We start from the raw sequence: 24,872 nt of genomic DNA, 5'->3' as shown, positions 1-24,872 counted from the left end.
AAGAACTCAAAGGCGCCGCGTTTATACTGGATACACGCGTTATCGTTGACGTTTTTCGCGAGCAAGCTCGCTCCTACAATTGACAGCGTCGCCTAACTGATCGGCATTAGCCATCGGCGCCCTTCTTCATTGCGGTGACTCAGTGCTGCAGTGCTGGTTTTTGCTCGCCGTTGATCGGGATGCGTTTGGCTTTCGCCTCTTCCGGCACGATGCGCAGCAGGTCGATACTCAACAGGCCATTGCGCAGGTCCGCGGCCTTGATCTCGATGTGATCGGCCAGGCGGAACGACAGTTTGAAAGCGCGCTGGGCGATGCCCTGGTGCAGGAAGGTCACACTGTCGTTGCTGTCGCGTTTGCCGCCACTGATGGTCAACACGCCTTTTTCGACTTGCAGCTCCAGGTCTTCTTCCTGGAAGCCGGCTGCCGCCACGACGATGCGGTATTGGTCGTCACCGTGTTTTTCAACGTTGTAGGGTGGGTAGCTGCTGCCGGGCTCATTGCGCAGCGCAGACTCGAACAGATCGTTGAAACGATCGAAACCTACCGAAGAACGGAACAGTGGAGCCAGGGAAAATGCGGTACTCATGGTTCAAATCTCCTGAAAACAATCAGCAAGGTTTTTTGTCTCCGCGACCCGAATTCGGCATCGCGTAACCCTTAGATAGGGACCGCTGATTGCATTTCAAGAGGTTTTCTGCAGTTTTTTTCAGGCCGCCTCCGCGACCTGCAAACCCAGCAAACGCGAGACCTGGTCCAGTTCCGTCTCCCGGCGCATGAGGGTAAACAGCTCCACCGCCTCGGGATAATTGCGGGTCAACATCGCCAGCCATTGCTTCAAGCGACCCGGCGATTGGCGCGCGGTCATCTGCGCCTTGGCCTGCAGCCAGAATTCCTGGATCAACGGCAACAGCTCGGCCCAGGTCATCTCCACCACCTCTTCACCCGCCCGCGCGGCAGCGATCTGTCGCGCCAGGTCCGGGCGCGACACCAGGCCGCGACCCAGCATGATGTCTTCCACTCCGCTGATCTCGCGGCAGCGGCGCCAGTCGTCGACGCTCCAGATATCGCCATTGGCGAACACCGGCACCTTGACCACCTCCTGCACCCGCGGGATCCACTCCCAATGCGCCGGCGGCTTGTAGCCATCCATCTTGGTCCGCGCATGCACCACGATATGCTCGGCGCCGCCTTCGGCCAGTGCGGTGGCACACACCAGCGAACCGTCCGGGCTATCGAAGCCCAGGCGCATCTTGGCGGTCACCGGAATGTGCGCCGGAACCGCACGCCGCACATGCTCGACGATCTGGTTGAGCAGCTCGGGCTCCTTGAGCAATACCGCGCCGCCACGGGATTTGTTGACGGTCTTGGCCGGGCAACCGAAGTTCAGGTCGATCACCTGCGAGCCCAGCTCACAGGCCAGCGCCGCGTTTTCCGCCAGGCACACCGGATCGGAACCGAGCAATTGCACACGCAGCGGCACGCCGGCAGCGGTCTTGGCACCGGTGAGCAATTCAGGACCGAACTTGTGGAAATAGGCAGGCGTGAGCAGTTGATCGTTGATCCGGATGAACTCGGTCACGCACCAATCGATACCGCCAACCCGGGTCAGCACGTCCCGCAGGATGTTGTCGACCAACCCCTCCATGGGCGCCAAGGCAATTTGCATGGAAAACACTCAACAAAAATCGTGCGGCAGTTTAGCCGGTTTCGCCGATCAGGGCATGCCGTACCGGTGGACGGTTTCGCGTCGTTTCGACGAAAAAGCCGAGTTAAACCGTCGACACGCCGCAATGAAAGTCGGGCAGGCAAAGTAAAAGCACTTTCATATGCATTTACTCCGACGCCCAGTTAGTGGATGAACATGCGTGACGGCAGTTACGGCTCGGTTCGCGAACTGGATAATTTTCTAGAAACAAAAATGATGTACAGCATCAGAAGTCACCTGGAGGGGGAGTCTAAATCAAGCATTGTGGCGTGCTTACGCTGCAGGCCTAAAAAGCCGAATAGACCAAACACGTTGTAGGACTCATCCCTCACAACAAGAGGAAAGTAGAGCGATAACACAGGATAAAGCCGACTCAACAAACTCTCGACAATCGTGAATAGTCAAACTTGCATTATGAACAAATCAAAACCTCAACGTATCCACCTTAAAAACACTGAACGAGACATCATAGAAAGCCATCCAAGATTAATGACCCACGAAAGCAAAACAACTGAATTTCATCGACCACGCACCTTAAAACAGAAAACAACATCACCACATCAAGCCAACTTTAACCCACCAAAAACGCAACCTTACAGAGCCACCTCCAACACCTGAAACAACATAAATACACATAAAACATCACATATAGGATAGACAACATGACAAAAACCAATAGAGACATTATTGTCATCGGGGGCGAATCACCTGAAGAACGAAAGTACATGGCGCCTATTGATGAATACATACGGTCACTATCAGAAAAAGCCAACCCTACGATTCTTTTTATTTCAACAGCCAATGGTGACGATCCGATCAAGGCCCGCGAGTTCTTTAACAAATATGAAAGTTCAGGCTGCATTGTCATTCAACTGACATTTTTCATACCGCCGTTCACGCACGCAGCACATATTTCATCATTGATAGACCAAGCTGACATTATTTACGTCGCTGGTGGCAACACGAGAGCAATGCTCGCCATTTGGCGGGAATTCGGTGTAACCGACTGTCTGAGAAAAGCGTGGGTAAACGGTAAAATTCTCTGTGGTGTCAGCGCCGGAGCAATTTGTTGGTTCGACTACGGACACTCGGACTCTGGAGGAGAATACGCACTGATCAACGGCCTAGGGTTACTCTCCGGAGCACTATGTCCGCACTTCAGCTCAGAGGCCGAACGACATGCATCCTTCGTCGAGTTAGTGCGTTCAAAAAACATTCACCCTGCCTATGCAGTAGATGATGGCATTGCGCTCCACTTCAAAAATGGCAAATACCATAAAACAATCCGCAACGAGATGTTACGCAACAGCTATTACATCAATACGGCATACCCACATGTCCGTTCACTGTGAACCCAGAATGCCCACGATATTGTCGCGCCGACACTCAGACTTAACATCACCCTCATCAATTACCTTGCAATGGCCAATAAAACTACCGTCTGCGTAAACGCTTCTGGATTTACAGTGCGCCCCTTTACCCAGCGCGCAGGTGTTTTTCACTTCCGAGTGGAAGCGCTATCCTGGCGCACAAAAAAACGGCACCGTTGCGGCGCCGTTCGTTTATCAAGCCAAATTACTTACGCGCCGCCTCCCACGACTTCAGCAGTTCGGCATAACTCACGGTCTCGCCCTTGGGTTTCTCGTTGGCCAGTTTCGGTTTTGGTGCGCCCGGCTGGTCGAACCAGTATTGCGCGTCGCGTTCCGGGTTCATTTTCGGGCCGCAAACCGGTTGGACCTTGGAGCGTTCGAGGCGGGCCATGATGGCGTCCTGGTCCTTGGCCAGGCCGTCGAGGGCCTGTTGCGGGGTTTTCTCGCCACTGGCGGCTTCGGCAATGTGGCTCCACCACAGCTGGGCCAGGCGCGGGTAGTCCGGCACGTTGGTCCCGGTCGGGGTCCATTGCACGCGGGCCGGGCTGCGGTAGAACTCCACCAGGCCACCGAGCTTGGGTGCCAGGTCGGTCATGGCCTGGGAGTTGATGTCCGACTCACGAATCGGCGTCAGGCCGACGATGGTCTTTTTCAGCGACACGGTTTTTGAAGTGACGAACTGGGCATAGAGCCAGGCCGCCAGTTTCTGTTTCTCCGGCGTCGACTTCATGAACGTCCAGGACCCCACGTCCTGATAGCCCAGCTTCATGCCCTCCTCCCAATACGGTCCGCGCGGCGATGGCGCCATCCGCCATTTCGGCGTGCCGTCGGCGTTCATCACCGCCAACCCTGGCTTGGTCATGTCAGCCGTAAAGGCGGTGTACCAGAAGATCTGCTGGGCGATATTGCCCTGGGAGGGCACCGGCCCGGATTCGGAGAAGGTCATGCCGGCCGCTTCCGGTGGCGCGTAGGCCTTCATCCAGTCGACATATTTCTGTGTCGCGAACACCGCCGCCGGGCCGTTGGTATCGCCACCACGGGTCACGCTGGAGCCGACCGGGTGGCAATCCTCTACGCGAATGCCCCACTCATCCACCGGCAAGCCATTGGGCAGGCCCTTGTCGCCCCCACCGGCCATGGAGAACCAGGCATCGGTGAACCGCCAGCCCAGGGACGGGTCTTTCTTGCCGTAGTCCATGTGCCCATACACCCGCTTGCCGTCGATTTCCTTGACGTCTTCGGTGAAGAACTTGGCGATGTCCTCATAGGCCGACCAGTTCACCGGCACGCCCAGCTCGTAGCCGTACTTTTCCTTGAACTTGGCCTTCAGGTCCGCCCGCTCGAACCAGTCGGCGCGAAACCAGTAGAGGTTGGCGAATTGCTGGTCGGGCAGTTGATAGATCTTGCCGTCTGGCGCGGTGGTGAAGGAAAGACCGATGAAATCCTTGAGATCGAGGGTCGGCGAGGTGTAGTCCTTGCCTTCATTGGCCATCAGGTCGGTGATCGATTCGGTTTTGCCATAGCGAAAGTGCGTACCGATCAGGTCCGAGTCGTTGACCCAACCGTCATAGATATTTTTGTCCGACTGCATCTGGGTCTGCAGTTTTTCCACTACGTCGCCTTCTTGCAACAGGTCGTGGGTCAGCTTGATCCCGGTGATTTCGTTGAAGGCCTTGGCCAGCACCTTGGACTCGTATTCGTGGGTGGCGATGGTTTCCGAGACCACGTTGATCTTCATTCCACGAAACGGCTCGGCGGCCTTGATGAACCACTTCAGCTCTTCCAGCTGTTGCTCGGCCGTGAGAGTCGAGGGTTTGAATTCGCTGCCAATCCATTTTTTCGCGGCGTCTTCATAGGCATCGGCCCAGGCTGCAACGCTCAACCCGCTGAGTGCCAGCATGGCTGCCACTGAAATGCTATGTCGCAGCTTATTGTTTTTCTCGAACATAGAGACCTCCTGTATTAGGTTTCGGAGCACGATTGCCGGGTGTCGGCTAGCCCCAACGCATCACGACCAACAGCCACACCAGGGACAGGCCGGTGGCCACCCAGATGCTCCAGCCGGTAGCGCCAATCACCAGCAGATGCAGGTAGGCGCTGCCGAGAAGACCGATAAACAGCCGATCACCACGGGTGGTGCTGATCGGTAGAAAGCCGCGCCGGGCGATGCTCGGCGAACGCAGTTCCCAGGTGGTCATGCCCACCAGCAGCAAGGCGATGGCGCCGAAGAACAGCGCGGTCGGCTGGGTCCAGTTCATCCACTCCATCATCAGTTCCTCACACTCGTCCCAAGGCAAAGCCCTTGGCCACATGGTTGCGTACGAACCAGATCACCAGCATGCCCGGCAGGATCGTCAGCACCCCGGCCGCCGCCAACACCCCCCAATCGATCCCCGAGGCCGACACGGTGCGGGTCATCACTGCGGCTATCGGCTTGGCATTGACCGAGGTCAGGGTGCGCGCCAGCAGCAGCTCGACCCAGGAAAACATGAAGCAGAAGAACGCCGTCACACCGATGCCCGAGCCGATCAGCGGGATGAAAATCTTGACGAAGAACTTGGGAAAACTGTAGCCGTCGATGTAGGCGGTTTCGTCGATTTCCTTCGGCACTCCGGACATGAACCCTTCGAGGATCCACACCGCCAGCGGCACGTTGAACAGGCAGTGGGCCAGGGCCACCGCGATGTGGGTGTCGAACAGGCCGATCGACGAATACAGCTGGAAGAACGGCAACAGGAAGACCGCTGGCGGCGCCATGCGGTTGGTCAGCAGCCAGAAGAACAAGTGCTTGTCGCCGAGGAAGCGATAACGGGAGAACGCGTAGGCCGCTGGCAGCGCCACGCTCAGGGAAATCACCGTGTTCAGGCTCACGTAGTACAACGAGTTGAGGTAGCCGGTGTACCAGCTCGGGTCGGTGAAGATCACTTTGTAGTTGGCCAGGGTGAAGTCCTGGGGAAACAGGGTCAGGCCACCGAGGATTTCCGTGTTGCTCTTGAACGACATGTTCAGCAACCAGTAGATCGGCACCAGCAGGAACAGGATGTAGAGCAACAGAGGCAGCAGCTTTGTCTTGCTCATGTCGGGCCTCAGCGGTTGGCGTCGGAGTGGGTCATGGCGGTGTAGAACAGCCAGGACACCAGCAGGATGATCAGGAAGTACACCAGCGAGAAGGCCGCCGCCGGCCCCAGGTCAAACTGGCCGATCGCCATCTGGGTCAGGGTCTGGCTGAGGAAGGTGGTGGCGTTGCCCGGCCCACCACCGGTGAGCACGAACGGCTCGGTGTAGATCATGAAGCTGTCCATGAAACGCAGCATCACCGCGATCAGCAGCACACTCTTGAGCTTGGGCAACTGGATGTGGCGAAACACCGCCCAACTCGATGCCCGGTCGATCCGGGCGGCCTGGTAGTAGACATCCGGGATCGCCCGCAGACCGGAGAAACACAACAAGGCCACCAGTGAGGTCCAGTGCCAGACATCCATCACCAACACCGTGACCCAGGCATCCATGGTGTTGGCCGCGTAGTTGTAGCTGATGCCCATGGCGTTGAGGGTCGAGCCCAGCAGGCCGATGTCGGCGCGGCCGAAAATCTGCCAGATGGTGCCGACCACGTTCCATGGAATCAGCAGCGGGATTGCCAGGATGATCAGCACCAGCGACGACCAGCGGCCCTTGGTCGGCATGGTCAGGGCGATGCCGATGCCCAGCGGGATCTCGATCAGCAGCACGCAGGCGGAATAGATGAACTGGCGCAGCAGCGAGTCGTGCAGCCGTGGGTCCAGCAGCACCTGTTTGTACCAGTCGGCCCCGACGAAGTAGCGGCTGGACTGGTCGAAGATGTCCTGCACCGAATAGTTGACCACGGTCATCATCGGGATCACCGCACTGAACGCCACCAGCAGGAACACCGGCAGCACCAGCCACCAGGCCTTGTTGTTCTGCACCTTGTTCATGGCTGCCCCTCGTTGCTGGCGTGCATGGGCAGCAGATAGTCATCGGCGTAGACCATCAGCCACTGCGCCGGAAAGCTGATATAGGCGGTGCCCTGGGGCACCGGCTTGTCTTCGGCCAGGCGCACTTTGAGCGGCACGCCGCCCAGGTTCAGGGTCATGATCTTGTAGGTGCCCAGGTCCTCGACATGCACCACCGTCGCTTGCATTGCCTCATCGAAGGGCTCGTCCCAGACATGCACGAACTCCGGGCGGATGCCAACCTTCAGCGATTTGCCGGCGGCCTCGGCGATGCGCTGCTGCAGGCCTTCGGACAACGGCAAGTCGATGTCAGCGAAACCCACGCCCCCGGGACGTGGGCTGACCTCGATCAGGTTCATCCCCGGGCTGCCGATGAAATAACCGACGAAGGTATGGCTCGGTCGCTCGAACAGCTCGCGCGGGGTACCGAACTGGACGATCTGCCCGCCGTACATCACCGCGATCTTGTCGGCGAAAGTCGAGGCCTCGAGTTGATCGTGAGTGACGTAGACCATGGTGATGTTGAATTGCTCGTGGATCTGCTTGAGCTTGCGCCGCAGCTTCCACTTAAGGTGCGGATCGATCACCGTCAGCGGCTCGTCGAACAGGATCGCCGACACGTCGTCACGCACCAGCCCGCGGCCCATGGAGACTTTCTGTTTTTCGTCGGCGCTGAGGTTGCGCGCCTTTTTCCCCAGCAGCGCCCGCAGGTCGAGGACCTCGGCGATTTCCTGGACCTTGCTGTGTACCCGGGCCTCGGCCATGCCTTGATTGCGCAGGGGAAAAGCCAGGTTATCGAACACCGTCATGGTGTCGTAGACCACCGGAAACTGGAAAACCTGAGCGATGTTGCGCTTCTCCGGGGTCAGTTGGTTGACCACCTTGTTGTCGAACAGCACCTGCCCTTCGGAAGGGCTGAGCAGGCCGGAAATGATGTTAAGCAAGGTCGACTTGCCGCATCCGGAAGGCCCGAGCAAGGCGTAGGCCCCGCCCTGTTCCCAGACATGGTTCATCTCGCGGATCGCGTAGTCTTCAGGCCCCGTCGGGGTGCGGGTGTAGCTGTGGGCGAGGTTGTGCAAGTGAATTTCGGCCATCAGGCAACCCTCGCGACACGCCGGCCGGGCGCCTGCAGCAGGCGTCCCTGGCCGTCGAAGACAAACAGTTTGTGGGTCGGGATGTAGATGCGGATCGGCGCATCGACGTCGTACTCGTGCACCCCGGGCAAGTGCAGCACCAGCAGGAAGTGTTCGTTGCGCACATGCAGGAAGGTTTCCGAACCGCTGATTTCCGCCACTTCGACGGTCACCGCCAGTTCCAGGTCGTCGTCGTTGCTCGGCACCAGGGAAATATGGCTGGGGCGCACGCCAAAGCGGAACTCACCTTCACCCACCGGACGCAAGTCGACGTTCAGCGGGAAGTGCACAAAATTGGCGAAGCTGACTTCGTTGCCGGCGATGCGCCCCGGCATCAGGTTGATCGGTGGCTCGGAGAACAGTTCGGCGGCCAGCACGGTCTGCGGTTGATGATAGACCTCGGCGGTCTTGCCGCTCTGGATCACCCGGCCCTCGTGCAGGATGGTGGTGGTGCCGCCCAGGGCCAGCGCCTCGTTGGGTTCGGTGGTGGCGTAGATGGCGATGGTATGGCGCGCCTGGAACAACTCGCGCATTTCCTGGCGCAGCTCTTCGCGCAGCTTGTAGTCGAGGTTGACCAGGGGTTCGTCGAACAGGATCAGTTCGGCATCCTTGACCAGCGCCCGGGCCATGGCGGTGCGCTGCTGCTGGCCGCCCGACAACTCCAGCGGATAACGCTTGAGGAACTTGTCGATGCGCAGCATCTGCGCGGTCTCGTGCACCTTGCTCTGGATCAGCTCGGCCGAGACCCCGGCTTGGCGCAAGGGCGAGGCGATGTTCTCGAACACGGTCATGGTCGGGTAGTTGATGAACTGCTGATAGACCATCGACACGTTGCGCAAGCGCACCGGGCGCTGGGTGACATCGACCCCGTTCATCAGGAGACGCCCGCTGTCCGGCTTGTCGAGACCGGCCATCAAGCGCATCAGGCTGGTCTTGCCCGACAGCGTGCGGCCCAGCAGGACGTTGAACGACCCGGGCTCGAAGTGCAGGTTGGCATCATCGATCCAGACTTGGCCCTCGACGGTGCGGCTGACGTGCTCCAGCGTTAATGACATGGCTCGGCCTTTTTCTTATTGGAGTCAAGCGACCGAGGTGACAGAGCGACATTCGTGCCAGAAATTCCAAAGGCTTGATCTGCCTGGGCTTTGACGAAAAAGAACAGGATGATGGGTTCGCGCCTGAACAGAAATGAACAACTTCACCTGCGCAATTGAACAGTTGCCGAGTTGACTTTGAACAATTGTGAACAACACTCAATCGATTACGTCGTTGCGTTCGTCCATAACAAAAACAATAAATGTTTGCCCAGGGACTGCCTGCCATGCCCGCGCCTGCCTCGCCCTTGCCCCACGACGCCATCATCCAGGACTCCTGGCGCCGCTGCCGCGCCTTCGGCCTGCAACATCAAAGCCCCCCGGCCTTCGACCAGCTCCCCGCCGCCGGCATCGCACGTCTGCTGGAAAGCCAGCACGCACTGGTGCAGACCACCCACCAGGAAGTGCTGCCCTACTATGAGAACATCCTGAGCAACTCCAACTGCCTGATCATGCTGGCCGACAACCAGGGCCAAGTACTGACCTCATGGGGTACCCAACGCTTTATCGAGCCGAGCCTGAGCCGTGGCTTCAACGCCGGTGCCAGTTGGCGTGAGCAATCCAGCGGCACCAACGCCATCGGTACCGCCCTGGCCTGCGAACAGGCCGTGCATATCGCCCACGATGAGCACTTTCTCAAGGCCAACCGCTTCATGACCGGCTCCGCCGCACCGATTTTCGATGCCGAGCGGCGGCTGATCGCCGTGCTCGATGTATCCAGCGACAGCTACCTGCCCCCGGACCACACCCTGGGCATGGTCAAGATGATGAGCCAGACCGTGGAAAACCGGCTGATCCTCAATCTGTTCAAGGGTGAACACTTCCAGTTGGTGTTCAACACCGGGCTGAACAACCTCGACAGCCAATGGGCCGGCCTGCTGATTTTTGATGAAAGCGGTCAGGTGCTCTCGGCCAATCGGCGCGCGGACAATCTGCTGGGCATCAGCTTGTCGCGAGTCAGCATCGACAGTCTGTTCCAGGTCTCGTTGCTGGAGTTGCTCAACCAGCCCGACGGTCTGCCCTTTGCCCTGCAGGCGGCCGGGCGCAATCGTTTCCATTGCCTGCTCAAGCGGCCGTTGCAGCGCCCGGTGCAGGCCCGGGTGTTTGCCCAAGCCCCCCTCCCCGCGCCACAGCCCATCAGCCTCGGCACCCTGCACTTTGGCGACAGTCGCGTGGAAAAGGCCGTGCGCCAGGCCGAGCGCCTGTTGGAAAAAGACATTCCCCTGTTGATTCACGGCGAAACCGGGGTGGGCAAGGAAGTCTTCGTCAAGGCCCTGCACCAGGCGAGCTCACGCAGTAAACAGGCATTTATCGCCGTCAACTGCGCGGCGATCCCCGCCGAACTGGTGGAATCCGAGCTGTTTGGCTATGAAAAAGGCGCCTTCACTGGCGCCAATCAGAAAGGCAGCATCGGCCTGATCCGCAAGGCCGACAAAGGCACCCTGTTTCTCGACGAAATCGGCGACATGCCACTGCCGACCCAGGCCCGGCTGCTACGCGTGCTGCAGGAGCGTTGTGTGCAGCCGGTGGGCAGCAGTGAACTGTTCGCGGTGGACATCCGCATCATCTCGGCCACCAACCGTTCATTGCGCGAGCAGGTGCAACTGGGGCGCTTTCGCGAGGACCTGTATTACCGCATCGGCGGCCTGACCCTGGAACTGCCACCGCTGCGCGAGCGCAGCGATAAGCAGGCGTTGTTCAAGTGTCTCTGGGAACAGCACCGCGAGGCGCTCCAGTGGGCCGGCTTGAGCCCGGAGGTACTGGCCCTGTTCGAACGCCATCCATGGCCTGGCAATCTGCGCCAGGTCAGCAGCGTGATCCAGGTGGCCCTGGCCATGGCCGAAGACCAACCGGTGCGGCCGGAGCATTTACCGGACGATTTTTTTGTCGACCTGGAGATGGAGCCGCTTGAGACGCCCGAGACTTTGGCGGTGGACTTGAATGATGCCGAGGATTTGAATCGGCAGTTGCAGGCAGTTGGGGGGAATATTTCGCATTTGGCACGGCGGTTGGGGGTTAGTCGCAATACCCTCTATAAAAGGTTGCGCCAGTGCGAGAGCTGACCGCTGCGCGGTCAATCGCGAGCAAGCTCGCTCCCACAGTGGTTCTGGGGTGCTCGCGGATTTTGCATGCGCCGAAGCCAACTTGTGGAAGCTGGCTTCGGCGCGATTTAGCAATGAAGCAACCAGGTGATTCTCAACTGTATGCGTTGATAAACCAGGTGATCATCGGGATAGCCACAATGTCGATCAGCACGGCACCGCACAGCGGCACGATGATGAAGGCTTTGTACGAGAACACTTTGTAATGGTCACAAATGGCGCCCATGTTGGCCACTGCATTGGGCGTCGCGCCCAGCCCGTGCCCCATGAAGCCTGCGCACAAGACTGCCGCGTCGTAGTTGCGGCCAAACAGGCGGAACAGGACGAACACGCACAGCAAAATCATGATCACCACCTGCACCACCAGAATCACCAGCAGCGGCAAGCCAAGCTTCTCCAGCTCCCAAAACTTCAGACTCATCATTGCCATGGTCAGGAACATGCCCAGGCACACATCGCCGATAGTGCTGACGGCATGGTCGGGCATCTCGATAACCTGAGCACGGTCATTGAGGTTGCGCAGGATGATCGCGACGAACATGGCGCCCACATAGCTCGGCAACACGATACCCAGATGCTGTTGCAAGCTGGAGCCCAGCCAGAACCCAAGCACCATGATCACCACAATGCAGGTCAACAAGCGCAACAAGGTGGCAGCATCCAGCGCGGGCTGCGGGGTGTGGACCACTTCTTCGAACGCCTTGAGGCTGCCAACGGCTTCGGCCTTGACTACGAGTTTGTTGCGCTCGATCAACCAGCGCGCCAGCGGGCTACCCAACAAGCCGCCTGCCACCATGCCAAAGGTTGCAGCTGCCAGCGCTGCAGTGGTCGCACCGACCGCACCGAGGTTTTCAGCAATCGGCCCGAAAGCTGCCGCCGCACCAAAACCGCCTTCCAGTGACACCGCGCCGGCCATGATCCCCAGCAACGGGTCGATGCCCAGCAGCTTGGCGACACTGACACCCACCACGTTTTGCACCAGCGCCAGGCCCCAGCACGCACCCAGGTAGATAAACAGCAATTTACCGCCCTTGCGCAGCAAGCCCAGGCTACCACCCAAACCGACAGTGGTGAAAAACGCCACCATCAGCGGGGTTTGCAGGCTGGTGTCGAGGGTCAGGTTGAGCAGTTGCTGATCACGTAACAGCCAGATCACCAAGGCAAAACCAAAACCACCAATCACCGGTGCAGGAACACACAGGTGACGCAGCCAGTAGCTACGTTTTTTCAGTTGGGCACCCAGGCCCAGCAGGAGCAAAGCGAGAGCGAGGGTGCTCAGCGCATCCAGTTCGAATGTCAGCATGGCGAATTTCTCTTTTTCTTATGATTCAACAAGCGGTTTCAGGGATTTACGGAAAAACTTAATCGATCAGGCTGGCGAGCAGACGCGCGCCAATGCGGGCGGTTCGATTGTCGATATCCAGGCCGGGGTTGAGTTCGGCGATGTCGGCCATGCGCAATTTGCCGCTGGCCTTGGCATGACGTATCAGGTGCTCGACGATCTGCATGTCCACGCCATGGGCAGACGGCGCACTGACACCGGGCGCCTGGCTGGCGGGCAGGACATCAAGGCAGATGGTCATGTAGAGGTGATCGACGTCTTGCAAGAACTCATCGATCAGCGCTTCGCAGGCGGGTATGTCCCAGCTGTTCATTTGCCGGTCGAGGCGGTAACGCACATTCAGTCGCTGCGCCTGCTCAAACAGCGCCTGGGTGTTGTTCATCTGGCTGACACCCAGGCAGCAATAGGTGAACGGCATCTGCGCACGCTGGCAGTACTCGGCTATCTGGCGAAAAGGGGTACCCGAACTGCTTTGTTCACCATGGCGCAGATCAAAGTGGGCATCAAAGTTGAGAACGCCGATCCGCGCATGCGGGGTGGCCTGGCGCAGGTGATCGGCCAGGCCGCTAAAGCTGGCAAAGGCGATTTCATGGCCGCCACCCAACCCCAACGGCAAATGCCCCTGGTTGAGCATATAGCTGACGTGGTGAGCGTAAATCTGCTGCGCGCCTTCGAGGTTGCTGTCGGTGCAGCTCACATCGCCCGCGTCATACAGCGGCGCACGGCCGTGCCACGCCAGGTTGGCCAGCGCCTTGCGCAGTGCTGACGGGCCAAGACGGGCGCCGGTGCGTCCTTGATTACGTTTGACGCCTTCATCACAGGCCAGTCCAATCAGTGCTGCACCCGCAGACTGACCCTCGCAGAAGGGCTTGACCCATTGATGCCAGCGCAGCGCAGCCTGCCCTTCGCCAGCGTCGATACGACCTGTCCACAGGGGTATGTCAGAAACAGCAGTCATGCTTGAAATTCCAGTCAAATTCAGTCGAGCCGGGCGCTCAGGCGCAGGGCCACGTCCTGGGTCCAGCGGATCAGGCGTTCACTGCGGGTGTGCGCCCGGAAGGCAGGAGCCATGAGGCTGATGGCGCCGTGCAGGCGATTTCGGCTGTCGAGCAACGGCGTGCTGATACCCCAAATGCCGTCGTCGATTTCACTCACACTCACGGCATAACCGGCAGCGCGGATATCGGCAAAACTGCGTTGGTACGTGGCGACGTCCTCGCTTTCGACGCCTTGCGCCAAAAGAGCCGACAGGCTTTGCGCCTCATCCATATAGGCCAACAGCACTCTCGCCGACGCACCGACCAACAGCGGCTGGGCCAGCCCTTTTTGGTAGCAGCAACGCAGCGGTTGCGGGCTGTCGACCAGTTCGATGCAAATCGCCTGGCCATTGCTGGGCACCATTAACGCCACGCTTTCCTGGCTTTGCTCGGCCAGGCGCTTGAGTTCCGGCTTGGCGAGGGTCACCAGCACGGCTTCGCGGTCGAATTTCTTGGCCAGTTGCAAACAAGTTGGCCCCGGCAAATAGCGACCCTGACCGTTCTCTTCGGCAAGCCCCCAGCGCAGCAGGGTCTTGAGATGGCGATAAGTGCTGCTGAGCGGCTGTGCCAGTTGCTCGGACAGTTCTTTGGCGGAGATCGCCTCGCCGGATTGCCCCAGGGTGACGAGGATTTGCAGCAAGCGATCAGTGGGCGTGTTGTAGTTCATATCGGCCTCATGCTCTTGCGGGCATGGTGCACCGAGTTTTCCATTAACTGAAACCGGATTCCCACTGAGTGGGAAAAAACCCGCAGATAACGATCAGCGGTCAGCCCTTAGCCTCACGGATGATCTGCCGAATCAATGCCTTGCGATGCCGGTCAAAACAAAACCCGCACTAGGCGGGTTTGGTTTTGCAGCGATGACACCACTCAGTCAGCCAGACGCCAGGTCGTGCCGCCCTTGCCGTCTTCCAGCACCACGCCCATGGCGGTGAGCTGGTCGCGGATGCGGTCGGATTCGGCCCAGTCTTTAGCGGCACGCGCCGCCAGGCGCGCGGCGATCAAGCCATCGACTGCAGCCGCATCCACCCGCCCTTCGGCGCCAGCCTGCAGGAAGTCGTCGGCCTCAAGCTGCAACACACCCAGCACGCTGGCCAGTTCTTTCAAGCGCGCTGCCAGACCGGCCGCCGCATCGAGATCGCTCTCACGCAGGCGGTTGATCTCGCGCACCATCTCGAACAGCACCGCGCAGGCTTCCGGCGTGCCGAAGTCGTCGTTCATCACCTGGGTGAACCGCTCGACAAAGGCTTCGCCACCGGCCGGCGCCACCTTCGGCAGGCCTTTCAACGCGTGGTAGAAACGCTCCAGGGCGCCCTTGGCGTCCTTGAGGTTGTCTTCCGAGTAGTTGATGGCGCTGCGGTAGTGGCTCGACACCAGCAGGTAACGCACGACTTCCGGGTGGTACTTTTCCAGCACATCGCGGATGGTGAAGAAGTTGTTCAAGGACTTGGACATCTTCTCGCCATTGATGCGAATCATCCCGCAATGCATCCACGCGTTGGCGTAGGTCTTGCCGGTGGCCGCTTCGCTCTGGGCGATTTCGTTCTCGTGGTGCGGGAACTCCAGGTCGCTGCCGCCACCATGAATGTCGAAGGTCTCGCCCAGGCAGCAGGTGGACATCACCGAGCACTCGATGTGCCAGCCCGGACGCCCGGCGCCCCACGGCGACTCCCAGCTCGGCTCGCCCGGCTTGACGCCCTTCCACAGAACGAAATCCAGGGGATCGTCCTTGGCTTCGTCGACCTCGATCCGCGCACCGATGCGCAGGTCTTCGATCTTCTTGCGCGACAGCTTGCCGTAGCCCATGAACTTGCCGACGCGGTAGTACACGTCGCCATTGCCCGGGGCGTAGGAGTATCCCTTGTAGATCATGGTATGGATCATCGCGTGCATGCCCGGAATGTGATCCGTGGCGCGCGGCTCCATGTCCGGCTTCTGGATGTTCAGGCGCGCTTCGTCTTCGTGCATCGCCGCGATCATGCGCTCGGTCAAGGCTTCGAACGACTCACCGTTCTCATTGGCCCGATTGATGATCTTGTCGTCGATGTCGGTGATGTTGCGCACGTAGGTCAGGTCGTACCCGCTGAACCGCAACCAGCGGGTCACCAGGTCGAACGCGACCATGCTGCGGCCGTGGCCGAGGTGGCAGTAGTCGTACACGGTCATGCCGCACACGTACATGCGCACCTTGTTGCCATCCAGCGGCTTGAAGACTTCTTTGCTCTTGGTGAGCGTGTTGTAGATCGTTAGCACGTTAGTTCCTTGACTGAATCACTGACCCCAGGAGTCGCGCAGGGTCACGGTACGGTTGAATACCGGAGCGCCCGGTTTCGAGTCCTTGATATCCGCGCAGAAGTAACCTTCGCGCTCGAACTGGAAACGGTCTTCCGGCTGTGCATCGCCCAGCGAAGGCTCGGCACGACAACCGGTGAGGACTTGCAGTGAGTCAGGGTTGATGTTGTCCAGGAAACTGGCGCTGTCTTCGGCCTTCTCAGGGTTGGCCGAGCGGAACAGGCGATCGTACAGGCGCACTTCGCACTCGATGCTGGCAGCGGCCGGCACCCAATGCACCACACCCTTGACCTTGCGGCCTTCAGGGTTCTTGCCCAGGGTGTCTGGATCGTAGGAGCAGCGCAGCTCGACGATATTGCCGTCGGCATCCTTGATCGCTTCGTCGGCGCGGATCACGTAGCTGCCGCGCAGGCGCACTTCGCCGTTCGGTTCCAGGCGCTTGTAGCCTTTTGGCGGCTCTTCCATGAAGTCATCGCGGTCGATGTAGATTTCACGGGCGAACGGCAGCTTGCGCACGCCCAGCTCTTCTTTCTGCGGATGACGCGGCAGTTCGAGGTTTTCGACCTGGTCTTGCGGATAGTTGGTGATCACCACCTTCAACGGACGCAACACGCACATGGCGCGCGGGGCGTTCGCGTCGAGATCCTGACGGATGCTGAATTCCAGCATGCCGAAGTCGACCACGCCATCGGAACGGTTGGTGCCAACCATGTCGCAGAAGTTGCGGATCGACGCCGGGGTGTAGCCGCGACGACGGAAGCCCGACAGCGTCGACATACGCGGGTCATCCCAGCCATGTACGTGCTTTTCATCGACCAGTTGCTTGAGCTTGCGCTTGCTGGTGATGGTGTAGTTCAGGTTCAGGCGGCTGAATTCGTACTGGCGCGGCTTGGCCGGCACCGGCAGCGCGTCCAGGAACCACTCGTACAGCGGACGATGGCTTTCGAACTCCAGGGTGCAGATCGAGTGGGTGATGCCTTCGATGGCATCCGACTGACCGTGGGTGAAGTCATAGTTGGGGTAGATGCACCACTTGTCACCGGTCTGGTGGTGGTGGGCATGACGGATGCGGTACATGATCGGGTCGCGCAGGTTCATGTTCGGCGAGGCCATGTCGATCTTGGCCCGCAGCACCCGTGCACCGTCCTGGAACTCACCGGCTTTCATGCGGGCGAACAGGTCGAGGTTTTCTTCCACGCTGCGCTCACGGAACGGGCTGTTCTTGCCCGGCTCGGTCAGGCTGCCGCGGTATTCCTTGGCCTGCTCAGGGGTCAGGTCGTCGACATAGGCCTTGCCCGCCTTGATCAGCTCGACCGCCCAGTCGTGCAACTGGTCGAAATACTGCGAGGCATAGCGCACTTCACCGGACCACTGGAAACCCAGCCACTTGACGTCGCTTTCGATGGCATCGATGTATTCCTGGTCTTCCTTGGCCGGGTTGGTGTCGTCGAAACGCAGGTGCGTGACGCCACCGAATTCCTGGGCCAGGCCGAAGTTCACACAGATCGACTTGGCGTGACCGATGTGCAGGTAACCATTGGGCTCTGGCGGAAAACGGGTGACGATCTGCGTGTGCTTACCCGAGTCCAGGTCCGCCTGGATGATCGGGCGCAGGAAGTTGACCGGCACGGCTGGGCCGTTCTTGGAATTCGAGGCAGGGTCGACAGTGGGCTTGCTCATAGGATCCTTGGGCGTACAAGTGCGTGGCCTACATGCAGGCCGAACAAAACAAAGCCGCTATCATAGCCGATGCGGTCAAGTGCCTGACAGAGCAGGCCGGAAAACTGCTGCTTTTAATCGAACCCAGATGAAAAAACAGCCTCGAAATTCGCGCCCGGCACGCTAAACTGCGCACCTTGGCCGACGCTGGCCAAACCGGTTGGGGGCCGTGCTGCCCCGAAACCCACGAATTCCTTAAAGAGTAGCGATCATGACTCAAGTCAAACTGACCACCAACCACGGCGACATCGTCCTGGACCTGAACGCCGAGAAAGCCCCGATCACCGTGGCCAACTTCATCGAGTACGTTAAGGCCGGTCACTACACCAACACCGTGTTCCACCGTGTAATCGGCAACTTCATGATCCAGGGCGGTGGTTTCGAGCCAGGCATGAAGGAAAAGAAAGACAAGCGTCCAAGCATCCAGAACGAAGCGGACAACGGTCTTTCCAACGACAAGTACACCGTGGCCATGGCTCGCACCATGGAGCCGCATTCGGCTTCCGCGCAGTTCTTCATCAACGTGGCGGACAACAGCTTCCTCAACCACAGCGGCAAGAACGTGCAGGGCTGGGGCTACGCGGTGTTCGCCAAAGTGACTGCCGGCACTGACGTTGTCGACAAGATCAAGGGTGTTTCCACCACCATGAAGTCCGGCCACCAGGACGTTCCAGCAGAAGACGTGATCATCGAGAAAGCCGAGATCATTGAGTGATACTGCTGATTTCAGACTTACATCTGGAAGAGGAGCGCCCGGACATCACCCGGGCGTTTCTGGATTTGCTCGCCACCCGTGCCCGCACGGCCAGTGCGCTGTACATACTGGGCGACTTTTTCGAGGCCTGGATCGGCGACGACGCCATGAGCCCCTTCCAACGCTCCATCTGCCAAGCCCTGCGCAACTTGAGCGACAGCGGCACGGCTATCTTTCTGATGCACGGCAATCGCGACTTCCTGTTGGGCAAGGCCTTCTGCAAAGCAGCCGGCTGTACCCTGCTAAAAGACCCGAGTGTGGTGCAACTCGCCGGTGAACCGGTGCTGCTGATGCACGGCGACAGCCTGTGTACCCGCGACATCGGCTACATGAAACTACGACGCTACCTGCGCAACCCGCTGACGCTGTTCATCCTGCGCCACCTGCCCCTGCGCACCCGCCACGCGCTGGCGCGCAAGTTGCGAAGCGAAAGCCGCGCGCAGACCCGCATGAAGGCCAACGACATCGTCGACGTGACCCCCGAGGAAATCCCGCGGATCATGCAGCAATACGGGGTAAAAACCCTGATCCACGGCCACACCCACCGCCCCGCCATCCACAAGCTGCAAATTGGCGACCTGGCAGCCAAGCGCATTGTGCTGGGTGACTGGGACCGTCAAGGCTGGGCGCTGCAGGTGGATGAGCAGGGATTCCAGCTGGCCGCGTTCGACTTCCCGGTGGCTGCCTTGCCACAGCTGTAGGAGCGAGCTTGCTCGCGATAGCAGTGGCTCAGGCCCCATCGCAAGCAAGCTCGCTGCCACATCTATGGATAACCCCCTACAAGCAGGTCGCCAAAGCCGCCAACCGACGCGTGGCAACCCAGCTATCTTGCACCACGTAATACTTCAACACCCCGCCCTGCACATCGATAAACGACTCAGCCGACCGGGTATAAACAGTAAACCCACCACCGTCCCCCGGCTCCAGGTAACCGCTGGCATCCACCCCAAACACTGCCTCATCCTGCCAGGCAAACTGCACACACTGGGCAACCACCAGATCAGCCTTGTTCGAAGCGAGCGTCTTGTAGGGGCTCTGGGTGCGGGCCTGGTTCATCGTCGATCCCGCACACCCGGCCAATAACAGCCCCGCCAGTGCCACCAGACAAATACGCATCGTGCTTCCTTAAATAGGTAAAACGGCGACTCTATCACTCCACACCGCCGTCTCGAAGTGCAAAGGCTCTGCTTTACTTCGAGATAAGGCGCGACAGGCCACGGTTATTCACGCACCCTGTCGCGCCATTATGGGCGCCCTGCGCCACGTACTCTTTCTGGAAAGCCAATGACCCCCAACGCCGAGCTGTACAAACCGTCCACCGACTACGCCGACAAACTGATCAGCCAGATCGGCCAGACCCCCTCCTGGATTGCCAAGCGCATTGGCGTGACCGACAAACGCATCCGCTACATTCTCGACGGCGAACGCACGGTAAAGGGCGAGACCACGCCGATCCAGATGACCTACACCGAACAATTTGCCCTCGAGTGCCTGGCAGCCGAGGCCAAGGCCAACCGCAAGAAGACTTCCTGACCCGGATCAAGGCCCGGCCCGGTACCGCGCGCATACTTTCATTTTGACCAGGATGATTCATGGCCTCGATCGAATCGCAACACGAACTGGCGCTGCAACGTTTTCTCAATGCCCATCCGGCACTGCGCGAAGAACTGGACCACCTCAATCCGCTGGCTGCCCAGGCCAAAGGCGAGAGCATGGAGCGGTTTCGCAGCGAACACCTGCACCAAGCCTACGAAGCCGAGGCCGAGCGCCTGGGCCTGTTTGCCTGGGAACTGACCTTGCAGTTGACCGCCGCTACCCCCGAGGACTTCGCCGCCCAACGGCTGGAAGTGCACAAGGAGGTGGCGCAGATGGCCGGCATGGACTGGCAGGAGTACTGCGAACTGCACGGCCTCGAGCGTTAGCCGATGCTGCCTTCCCCACCCCATCGCGCACCCACCAGCGGGCTGTTGCACGTGCAGAAATGGCGCGGCCGGGTCGGCCTGTGCCTGGTGGCGAGCCTGTCGGTCCTGGCGGGCATGACCGACGCCATCGGCTTCATGGCCACCGGCGACTTTGTTTCCTTCATGAGCGGCAACACTACCCGCCTGGCGGTGGCGATCAGCGCCAGTGACTGGCAACTGACCCTGCACCTGTCAGTGCTGGTGCTGATGTTTATCGTCGGTAACGCCTTGGGCGTGATCGTCAGCCGCATCGGCCGGCGCCGCGCCCTGCCCTTGATGCTGAGTATCGCCGCCCTGCTGTGCGCCGCTGCGGCCTGGCCATTCGAAACGCAATTCCCGGCATTGCTGGCGGCCATTCTGGCCATGGGCATGCTCAATGCCGCCGTGGAGCAGGTCAACGGCCTGCCAATTGGCCTGACTTACGTTACCGGCGCCCTGTCACGCTTCGGCCGTGGCCTGGGGCGCTGGATGCTGGGCGAGCGGCGCACGGGCTGGCGCGTGCAGTTGATCCCCTGGGCCGGGATGTTTGCCGGTGCCGTGCTGGGGGCGATCCTGGAGCACCGGTTCGGCCTGCAAGCGCTGTACGCCAGCGGCTTGTTGGCGGCCGTGCTGGGCATTGTCTCGCTGAAGATTCCGCGCCGCTGGCAACTGGGCTACATGCCACGCTGAATCGCCCTTCGCCGCACCGCCGATAAAGCATTATCATGGCCGCAGATTTATCGTCAGAGTTCGCCATGAAGTTCGCCATCGCGCTGTTTTCTGCCCCTCACGCGCCCTCCTCGCGCCGCGCCCTGCTGTTCGCCCAGGCTGCGCTGGCCGGCGGGCACCAGATCGTACGGCTGTTTTTCTATCAGGACGGCGTCTACAACGCTTCCAGCAGCGTCGTCACCCCGCAGGATGAGCAGGACGTCGCCCAGCAGTGGCGCACCTTCGTCAGTGCGCACCAGCTCGATGGCGTGGTGTGCATCGCCGCCGCCCTGAGACGCGGTGTGCTGGACGAGACCGAGGCCAAGCGCTATCAGCGCAGCGCGATCGATGTCGACGCGCCGTGGCAATTGTCCGGCCTCGGTCAACTGCACGACGCGGTGCAGGACGCCGATCGGCTAATTTGCTTTGGAGGGCCGTGAGCCGTGCCTAAATCCCTGTTGATTATCAGCCGCCAGGCCCCCTGGTCCGGCCCCGGTGCCCGTGAAGCACTGGACATCGTGCTGGCCGGCGGCGCCTTCGACCTGCCCATCGGCCTGCTGTTTCTGGATGATGGCGTGTTCCAGCTGGCCAGCCAGCAGAATGCCAAGGCCATCCAGCAGAAAGACCTCAGCGCCAACCTGCAAGCCCTTGGCCTGTTCGGTGTCGAAGACCTCTACGTCTGCGCCGACAGTGCCCACGCACGTGGCTTGCAGGCGCAGGACTTGAGCCTCGAAGAACTGCAGCTATTGGCCGCCGGGCAGATCTCGGCCGTTATTGACCGCTATGACCAGGTTATTACCCTCTGATGTCGACTTTGCATGTGTTGTCTCATTCGCCTTTCTCCGACAACCGGCTGGACAGTTGCCTGCGCTTGCTCGGCGGCAACGATGGCCTGCTGCTCACAGGGGACGCGGTCTATGCCCTACAACCCGGCACCACACCGTGCAATCAGTTACAGCAAAGGGCTGACAGCCTGCAGCTGTTTGTCCTGGAAGAAGACGTCCAGGCTCGCGGCTTGCCGGTGCCGCAGTGGATCAAGTCCCTTGACTACCCGGCCTTCGTCGAACTGTCGATAACCTACGACAAGGTCAACAGCTGGTTATGAACACGCTGACCGTGGGTACACGCCAGATCGAACTGGACAAAGACGGCTATCTGCTCGACCTGGCGGACTGGTCGGCGCAAGTCGCCGACGCGCTGGCGGCCACCGAAGAGCTGCAACTGAGCGCCGAACACTGGGAAATCCTCGAGCTGCTGCGCGGTTTCTACCAGGAGTTCCAGCTGTCGCCGGCAACCCGCCCGCTGATCAAGTACACCGCGCTCAAGCTGGGGCCGGACAAGGGCAACAGCCTGCACCTGAACCGCCTGTTCAAAGGCACTCCCGCCAAACTCGCCGCCAAGCTGGCGGGCCTGCCCAAACCGACGAATTGTCTATGACCGATTTCGCCCCACTGCTTACCGAAACGCCCGCCGAACACCCATTTGCCCCCTTCGTGCGCATCCTCGGCAAAGGCAAGCGCGGCGCGCGCAGCCTGACCCGCGAGGAAGCCCGCGAAGCCATGGGCATGCTGCTCGACGACAAGGTCGAGGACACCCAGCTCGGCGCCTTCCTCATGCTGTTGCGGCACAAGGAAGAGAGCCCGCAAGAACTGGCGGGCTTCACCGAAGCCCTGCGCGAGCGCCTGCACGCCCCGCCCTTGGCGGTCGATCTCGACTGGCCGACCTACGCCGGCAAGAAGCGGCACCTGCCCTGGTACCTGCTGGCAGCCAAGTGCCTGGCCCAGAACGGTGTGCGCATCTTCATGCATGGCGGTGGCGCACACACTGCCGGGCGCCTGTACAGCGAGCAACTGCTCGGCGAATTGAACATTGCGTTGTGCCGCAACTGGCAGCAAGTCGGTACGGCACTGGACAACGCTGGCCTGGCGTTCATGCCGCTGATGGACTGGGCGCCGCAACTGCAGAAGATGATCGACCTGCGCAACACGCTCGGCCTGCGCTCACCGATTCATTCGCTGGCGCGGATCCTTAACCCGCTGGGCGCGCGATGCGGCCTGCAAAGCATTTTCCATCCGGGCTATCAGGCTGTGCATCGCGATGCCAGCGGCTTGCTCGGTGACACGGCGATTGTGGTCAAGGGCGATGGCGGTGAAATCGAGATCAACCCGGATGCCGACAGCCATCTGTACGGCACTGCCGGCGGCGAAAGCTGGGACGAAGAATGGCCACAGCTATCGGCGCAACGTCACGTCAAGCCGGCCTCGCTGGATATCGAGCACCTGAAAGCGGTGTGGCGCGGCGATGTAGTCGACAGCTATCCGCAGATGGCCCTGATTTCGACCATGGCACTGGCCCTGCGCGGTCTTGGCCAGCCCCGTGAGCAAGCATTTGAAACCGCCGAAAAATACTGGGCTGCTCGCGACAAATCGATTTAACCGATCATTGGCGCCCGATCTTTGCGCTTTTTGTTCGAACTCATCGGAATAGACTCGGCTCCAACGATTATTGGTTTGCGGAGTCTTGATCATGGGTTTACTCGTTGATGGCCACTGGCAGGACCAGTGGTACGAAAGCAGCAAAGACGGGGCGTTCCAGCGCGAACAGGCGAAACGCCGCAACTGGGTCACGGCTGACGGCCAGCCCGGCCCCAGCGGCGAAGGCGGCTTTAGCGCTGAAGCCGGGCGTTATCACCTTTACGTTTCACTCGCCTGTCCGTGGGCACATCGCACGCTGATCTTGCGCAAACTCAAAGGCCTGGAAGACCTGATCGACGTTTCGGTGGTCAGTTGGCTGATGCTGGAAAACGGCTGGACCTTCGACACTGCGCTCGGATCAACCGGCGACAAACTCGATCACTTCGACTTCATGCACCAGCGCTATACAGCCGACACGCCCGACTACACCGGCCGCGTCACCGTGCCGCTACTGTGGGACAAAAAGCTCAAACGCATCGTCAGCAATGAATCGGCCGAGATCATCCGCATGTTCAACAGTGCGTTCGATGACTTGACCGGCAATGACCTGGACTTCTACCCGGCACCGCTGCACGGCGAGATCGATGCGCTGAATGAGCGGATCTATCCGGCCGTGAACAATGGCGTGTATCGCGCAGGGTTTGCCACCTCGCAACAGGCATATGCAGAGGCGTTTGATGAGGTGTTTGCCGAGCTCGATCACCTGGAGCGTGTCTTGGGCGCAAACCGCTATCTGGCGGGGGAGTACCTGACTGAAGCGGATGTGCGCTTGTTCACTACGATGATCCGGTTCGATGCGGTGTACCACGGCCACTTCAAGTGCAACCTGCGGCGGATAGCCGATTACCCGAACCTGTCGAACTGGCTACACGAACTGTATCAATGGCCGGGGATTGCCGAGACGGTGGACTTTACCCACATCAAGAATCACTACTACGCCAGCCACAAGACCATCAATCCGACGGGGGTGGTACCAAAAGGACCGCAACAGGATTTCAACGCGGCCCATGATCGGCAGCGCTTGAGTGGCCAGGGGGTTTGGCGTAAGGCCTGATGTTGCGGGGCTTTTGAAGGCCCTATCTCGGCATAGGTATCTACACAACGTTGTAGCGGCCTCTGGGGGGTTGGATTAGGCGGAGTACATATCCATTTCTTCGGTAACGGCCTCCTATGGTTCCGCCTGACGGCGGCTCACTTTTGAACAGCGCAAAAGTAAGCAAAACGCTCTTAC

28 protein-coding genes are annotated in these 24,872 nt (G+C 59.9%); 14 read left to right on the top strand and 14 right to left on the bottom strand.

Annotation, left to right across the window (positions count from 1 at the left end; translation table 11 throughout):
• Positions 1 to 139 precede the first annotated feature (139 nt).
• A complete protein-coding gene (locus tag ACIOVD_RS25845; protein ID WP_095171347.1) occupies positions 140 to 586 on the bottom strand; it encodes an Hsp20 family protein in 447 nt (148 codons plus the stop codon).
• A 120-nt stretch (positions 587 to 706) separates the two neighbouring features.
• Positions 707 to 1,666, bottom strand: a complete 960-nt coding sequence (locus ACIOVD_RS25840) for a tRNA-dihydrouridine synthase (protein ID WP_095171348.1) — start codon at positions 1,664 to 1,666, stop codon at positions 707 to 709.
• On the opposite strand from ACIOVD_RS25840, the gene ACIOVD_RS25835 reads away from it, so the two are divergent.
• Both ACIOVD_RS25835 and ACIOVD_RS25830 read left to right on the top strand, forming a co-directional pair.
• Positions 1,665 to 1,814: a hypothetical protein gene (locus tag ACIOVD_RS25835; RefSeq protein ID WP_401130974.1), complete on the top strand. Its 150-nt coding sequence runs from the start codon at positions 1,665 to 1,667 to the stop codon at positions 1,812 to 1,814. The genes ACIOVD_RS25840 and ACIOVD_RS25835 overlap by 2 nt on opposite strands.
• Before the next feature lie 553 nt (positions 1,815 to 2,367).
• The gene (locus ACIOVD_RS25830; protein WP_159996895.1) at positions 2,368 to 3,057 is read left to right on the top strand and encodes a peptidase E; all 690 of its coding nucleotides are present in this window, start codon (positions 2,368 to 2,370) and stop codon (positions 3,055 to 3,057) included.
• 223 nt (positions 3,058 to 3,280) lie between these two features.
• Here the strand turns inward: ACIOVD_RS25830 and ACIOVD_RS25825 are convergent, their stop codons facing one another.
• Genes ACIOVD_RS25825 through ACIOVD_RS25800 form a run of 6 tightly spaced genes read right to left on the bottom strand, consistent with a single transcriptional unit; the run spans position 3,281 to position 9,234 of the window.
• Positions 3,281 to 5,023, bottom strand: a complete 1,743-nt coding sequence (locus tag ACIOVD_RS25825; protein ID WP_095171352.1) for an ABC transporter substrate-binding protein — start codon at positions 5,021 to 5,023, stop codon at positions 3,281 to 3,283.
• Between the two features lie 46 nt (positions 5,024 to 5,069).
• Complete coding sequence (locus ACIOVD_RS25820) at positions 5,070 to 5,342, bottom strand: DUF2160 domain-containing protein (RefSeq protein WP_095171353.1); 273 nt, start codon at positions 5,340 to 5,342, stop codon at positions 5,070 to 5,072.
• A 10-nt stretch (positions 5,343 to 5,352) separates the two neighbouring features.
• A complete protein-coding gene (locus ACIOVD_RS25815; RefSeq protein ID WP_095171355.1) occupies positions 5,353 to 6,153 on the bottom strand; it encodes a carbohydrate ABC transporter permease in 801 nt (266 codons plus the stop codon).
• An 8-nt stretch (positions 6,154 to 6,161) separates the two neighbouring features.
• Positions 6,162 to 7,028: a sugar ABC transporter permease gene (locus ACIOVD_RS25810; RefSeq protein WP_320332591.1), complete on the bottom strand. Its 867-nt coding sequence runs from the start codon at positions 7,026 to 7,028 to the stop codon at positions 6,162 to 6,164.
• Positions 7,025 to 8,140: an ABC transporter ATP-binding protein gene (locus ACIOVD_RS25805; RefSeq protein WP_401130970.1), complete on the bottom strand. Its 1,116-nt coding sequence runs from the start codon at positions 8,138 to 8,140 to the stop codon at positions 7,025 to 7,027. The genes ACIOVD_RS25810 and ACIOVD_RS25805 overlap by 4 nt, the downstream gene beginning before the upstream one ends.
• Positions 8,140 to 9,234, bottom strand: a complete 1,095-nt coding sequence (locus ACIOVD_RS25800; protein WP_095171361.1) for an ABC transporter ATP-binding protein — start codon at positions 9,232 to 9,234, stop codon at positions 8,140 to 8,142. The genes ACIOVD_RS25805 and ACIOVD_RS25800 overlap by 1 nt, the downstream gene beginning before the upstream one ends.
• 266 nt (positions 9,235 to 9,500) lie before the next feature.
• Here ACIOVD_RS25800 and ACIOVD_RS25795 point away from each other — a divergent pair, with 266 nt between their 5' ends.
• Positions 9,501 to 11,336 carry a sigma-54-dependent Fis family transcriptional regulator gene (locus ACIOVD_RS25795; RefSeq protein WP_401130968.1) on the top strand — a complete coding sequence of 612 codons (1,836 nt, stop codon included), beginning with the start codon at positions 9,501 to 9,503 and terminating at the stop codon, positions 11,334 to 11,336.
• A gap of 133 nt (positions 11,337 to 11,469) precedes the next feature.
• Here ACIOVD_RS25795 and gltS read toward each other — a convergent pair whose 3' ends face one another.
• From gltS to ACIOVD_RS25770, 5 genes are all read right to left on the bottom strand, one after another.
• Positions 11,470 to 12,678, bottom strand: a complete 1,209-nt coding sequence (gltS, locus tag ACIOVD_RS25790; RefSeq protein ID WP_095171363.1) for a sodium/glutamate symporter — start codon at positions 12,676 to 12,678, stop codon at positions 11,470 to 11,472.
• 58 nt (positions 12,679 to 12,736) lie between these two features.
• A complete protein-coding gene (hutG, locus tag ACIOVD_RS25785; protein WP_095171365.1) occupies positions 12,737 to 13,675 on the bottom strand; it encodes a formimidoylglutamase in 939 nt (312 codons plus the stop codon).
• 20 nt (positions 13,676 to 13,695) lie between these two features.
• Complete coding sequence (locus tag ACIOVD_RS25780; protein WP_401130965.1) at positions 13,696 to 14,421, bottom strand: IclR family transcriptional regulator; 726 nt, start codon at positions 14,419 to 14,421, stop codon at positions 13,696 to 13,698.
• A 203-nt stretch (positions 14,422 to 14,624) separates the two neighbouring features.
• Entirely contained in the window at positions 14,625 to 16,007 is a 1,383-nt protein-coding gene (cysS, locus tag ACIOVD_RS25775) for a cysteine--tRNA ligase (RefSeq protein WP_401130963.1), read from the bottom strand.
• A gap of 18 nt (positions 16,008 to 16,025) precedes the next feature.
• Positions 16,026 to 17,726, bottom strand: coding sequence for a glutamine--tRNA ligase/YqeY domain fusion protein (locus ACIOVD_RS25770; RefSeq protein ID WP_095171370.1), 1,701 nt, complete (start codon positions 17,724 to 17,726; stop codon positions 16,026 to 16,028).
• A 250-nt stretch (positions 17,727 to 17,976) separates the two neighbouring features.
• Here ACIOVD_RS25770 and ACIOVD_RS25765 point away from each other — a divergent pair, with 250 nt between their 5' ends.
• Together ACIOVD_RS25765 and lpxH are read left to right on the top strand one after the other, a co-directional pair.
• Positions 17,977 to 18,480, top strand: a complete 504-nt coding sequence (locus tag ACIOVD_RS25765; protein ID WP_095171372.1) for a peptidylprolyl isomerase — start codon at positions 17,977 to 17,979, stop codon at positions 18,478 to 18,480.
• Complete coding sequence (gene lpxH / locus ACIOVD_RS25760; RefSeq protein WP_401130961.1) at positions 18,477 to 19,220, top strand: UDP-2,3-diacylglucosamine diphosphatase; 744 nt, start codon at positions 18,477 to 18,479, stop codon at positions 19,218 to 19,220. The genes ACIOVD_RS25765 and lpxH overlap by 4 nt, the downstream gene beginning before the upstream one ends.
• Positions 19,221 to 19,296: 76 nt before the next feature.
• On the opposite strand, the gene ACIOVD_RS25755 is transcribed toward lpxH, so the two are convergent.
• Positions 19,297 to 19,635, bottom strand: coding sequence for a hypothetical protein (locus ACIOVD_RS25755; RefSeq protein ID WP_095171376.1), 339 nt, complete (start codon positions 19,633 to 19,635; stop codon positions 19,297 to 19,299).
• Positions 19,636 to 19,803: 168 nt separating this feature from the next.
• Between ACIOVD_RS25755 and ACIOVD_RS25750 the strand changes: the two genes are divergently transcribed.
• The 9 genes from ACIOVD_RS25750 to ACIOVD_RS25710 all read left to right on the top strand — a co-directional run bounded on the left by ACIOVD_RS25750 (position 19,804) and on the right by ACIOVD_RS25710 (position 24,695).
• Positions 19,804 to 20,052 carry a hypothetical protein gene (locus ACIOVD_RS25750; RefSeq protein WP_095171377.1) on the top strand — a complete coding sequence of 83 codons (249 nt, stop codon included), beginning with the start codon at positions 19,804 to 19,806 and terminating at the stop codon, positions 20,050 to 20,052.
• A gap of 59 nt (positions 20,053 to 20,111) precedes the next feature.
• Complete coding sequence (locus ACIOVD_RS25745; protein ID WP_401130958.1) at positions 20,112 to 20,441, top strand: DUF6388 family protein; 330 nt, start codon at positions 20,112 to 20,114, stop codon at positions 20,439 to 20,441.
• 3 nt (positions 20,442 to 20,444) lie between these two features.
• Positions 20,445 to 21,149, top strand: coding sequence for a YoaK family protein (locus ACIOVD_RS25740; protein ID WP_401130956.1), 705 nt, complete (start codon positions 20,445 to 20,447; stop codon positions 21,147 to 21,149).
• A gap of 65 nt (positions 21,150 to 21,214) precedes the next feature.
• Positions 21,215 to 21,607 carry a sulfurtransferase complex subunit TusD gene (gene tusD, locus ACIOVD_RS25735; protein WP_401130954.1) on the top strand — a complete coding sequence of 131 codons (393 nt, stop codon included), beginning with the start codon at positions 21,215 to 21,217 and terminating at the stop codon, positions 21,605 to 21,607.
• Positions 21,608 to 21,610: 3 nt separating this feature from the next.
• Complete coding sequence (gene tusC / locus ACIOVD_RS25730) at positions 21,611 to 21,973, top strand: sulfurtransferase complex subunit TusC (RefSeq protein WP_401130952.1); 363 nt, start codon at positions 21,611 to 21,613, stop codon at positions 21,971 to 21,973.
• Positions 21,973 to 22,272: a sulfurtransferase complex subunit TusB gene (tusB, locus tag ACIOVD_RS25725; RefSeq protein WP_159996920.1), complete on the top strand. Its 300-nt coding sequence runs from the start codon at positions 21,973 to 21,975 to the stop codon at positions 22,270 to 22,272. Before tusC ends, tusB begins: the two co-directional genes overlap by 1 nt.
• Positions 22,269 to 22,604 (top strand): TusE/DsrC/DsvC family sulfur relay protein, encoded by a 336-nt coding sequence (locus tag ACIOVD_RS25720; RefSeq protein WP_159996922.1) that lies wholly within the window; start codon positions 22,269 to 22,271, stop codon positions 22,602 to 22,604. Before tusB ends, ACIOVD_RS25720 begins: the two co-directional genes overlap by 4 nt.
• Positions 22,601 to 23,602 (top strand): glycosyl transferase family protein, encoded by a 1,002-nt coding sequence (locus ACIOVD_RS25715; RefSeq protein ID WP_095171390.1) that lies wholly within the window; start codon positions 22,601 to 22,603, stop codon positions 23,600 to 23,602. Before ACIOVD_RS25720 ends, ACIOVD_RS25715 begins: the two co-directional genes overlap by 4 nt.
• Positions 23,603 to 23,693: 91 nt before the next feature.
• A complete protein-coding gene (locus tag ACIOVD_RS25710; RefSeq protein WP_401130949.1) occupies positions 23,694 to 24,695 on the top strand; it encodes a glutathione S-transferase family protein in 1,002 nt (333 codons plus the stop codon).
• The last annotated feature ends 177 nt before the right edge of the window (positions 24,696 to 24,872 follow it).

Origin of the sequence: Pseudomonas sp. NPDC087626, from assembly GCF_044743405.1 — a bacterium.
Taxonomy (GTDB): Bacteria; Pseudomonadota; Gammaproteobacteria; order Pseudomonadales; family Pseudomonadaceae; genus Aquipseudomonas.
This window is presented reverse-complemented; position numbering and strand designations above follow the sequence as displayed.

Coding starts and splice junctions, on each gene's coding strand:
- ACIOVD_RS25845 (WP_095171347.1), bottom strand. CDS start 586: ATGAGTACCGCATTTTCCCTGGCTCCACTGTTCCGTTCTTCGGTAGGT.
- ACIOVD_RS25835 (WP_401130974.1), top strand. CDS start 1,665: ATGGAAAACACTCAACAAAAATCGTGCGGCAGTTTAGCCGGTTTCGCC.
- ACIOVD_RS25840 (WP_095171348.1), bottom strand. CDS start 1,666: ATGCAAATTGCCTTGGCGCCCATGGAGGGGTTGGTCGACAACATCCTG.
- ACIOVD_RS25830 (WP_159996895.1), top strand. CDS start 2,368: ATGACAAAAACCAATAGAGACATTATTGTCATCGGGGGCGAATCACCT.
- ACIOVD_RS25825 (WP_095171352.1), bottom strand. CDS start 5,023: ATGTTCGAGAAAAACAATAAGCTGCGACATAGCATTTCAGTGGCAGCC.
- ACIOVD_RS25820 (WP_095171353.1), bottom strand. CDS start 5,342: ATGGAGTGGATGAACTGGACCCAGCCGACCGCGCTGTTCTTCGGCGCC.
- ACIOVD_RS25815 (WP_095171355.1), bottom strand. CDS start 6,153: ATGAGCAAGACAAAGCTGCTGCCTCTGTTGCTCTACATCCTGTTCCTG.
- ACIOVD_RS25810 (WP_320332591.1), bottom strand. CDS start 7,028: ATGAACAAGGTGCAGAACAACAAGGCCTGGTGGCTGGTGCTGCCGGTG.
- ACIOVD_RS25805 (WP_401130970.1), bottom strand. CDS start 8,140: ATGGCCGAAATTCACTTGCACAACCTCGCCCACAGCTACACCCGCACC.
- ACIOVD_RS25800 (WP_095171361.1), bottom strand. CDS start 9,234: ATGTCATTAACGCTGGAGCACGTCAGCCGCACCGTCGAGGGCCAAGTC.
- ACIOVD_RS25795 (WP_401130968.1), top strand. CDS start 9,501: ATGCCCGCGCCTGCCTCGCCCTTGCCCCACGACGCCATCATCCAGGAC.
- gltS (WP_095171363.1), bottom strand. CDS start 12,678: ATGCTGACATTCGAACTGGATGCGCTGAGCACCCTCGCTCTCGCTTTG.
- hutG (WP_095171365.1), bottom strand. CDS start 13,675: ATGACTGCTGTTTCTGACATACCCCTGTGGACAGGTCGTATCGACGCT.
- ACIOVD_RS25780 (WP_401130965.1), bottom strand. CDS start 14,421: ATGAACTACAACACGCCCACTGATCGCTTGCTGCAAATCCTCGTCACC.
- ACIOVD_RS25770 (WP_095171370.1), bottom strand. CDS start 17,726: ATGAGCAAGCCCACTGTCGACCCTGCCTCGAATTCCAAGAACGGCCCA.
- ACIOVD_RS25765 (WP_095171372.1), top strand. CDS start 17,977: ATGACTCAAGTCAAACTGACCACCAACCACGGCGACATCGTCCTGGAC.
- ACIOVD_RS25755 (WP_095171376.1), bottom strand. CDS start 19,635: ATGCGTATTTGTCTGGTGGCACTGGCGGGGCTGTTATTGGCCGGGTGT.
- ACIOVD_RS25750 (WP_095171377.1), top strand. CDS start 19,804: ATGACCCCCAACGCCGAGCTGTACAAACCGTCCACCGACTACGCCGAC.
- ACIOVD_RS25745 (WP_401130958.1), top strand. CDS start 20,112: ATGGCCTCGATCGAATCGCAACACGAACTGGCGCTGCAACGTTTTCTC.
- ACIOVD_RS25740 (WP_401130956.1), top strand. CDS start 20,445: ATGCTGCCTTCCCCACCCCATCGCGCACCCACCAGCGGGCTGTTGCAC.
- tusD (WP_401130954.1), top strand. CDS start 21,215: ATGAAGTTCGCCATCGCGCTGTTTTCTGCCCCTCACGCGCCCTCCTCG.
- tusB (WP_159996920.1), top strand. CDS start 21,973: ATGTCGACTTTGCATGTGTTGTCTCATTCGCCTTTCTCCGACAACCGG.
- ACIOVD_RS25720 (WP_159996922.1), top strand. CDS start 22,269: ATGAACACGCTGACCGTGGGTACACGCCAGATCGAACTGGACAAAGAC.
- ACIOVD_RS25715 (WP_095171390.1), top strand. CDS start 22,601: ATGACCGATTTCGCCCCACTGCTTACCGAAACGCCCGCCGAACACCCA.
- ACIOVD_RS25710 (WP_401130949.1), top strand. CDS start 23,694: ATGGGTTTACTCGTTGATGGCCACTGGCAGGACCAGTGGTACGAAAGC.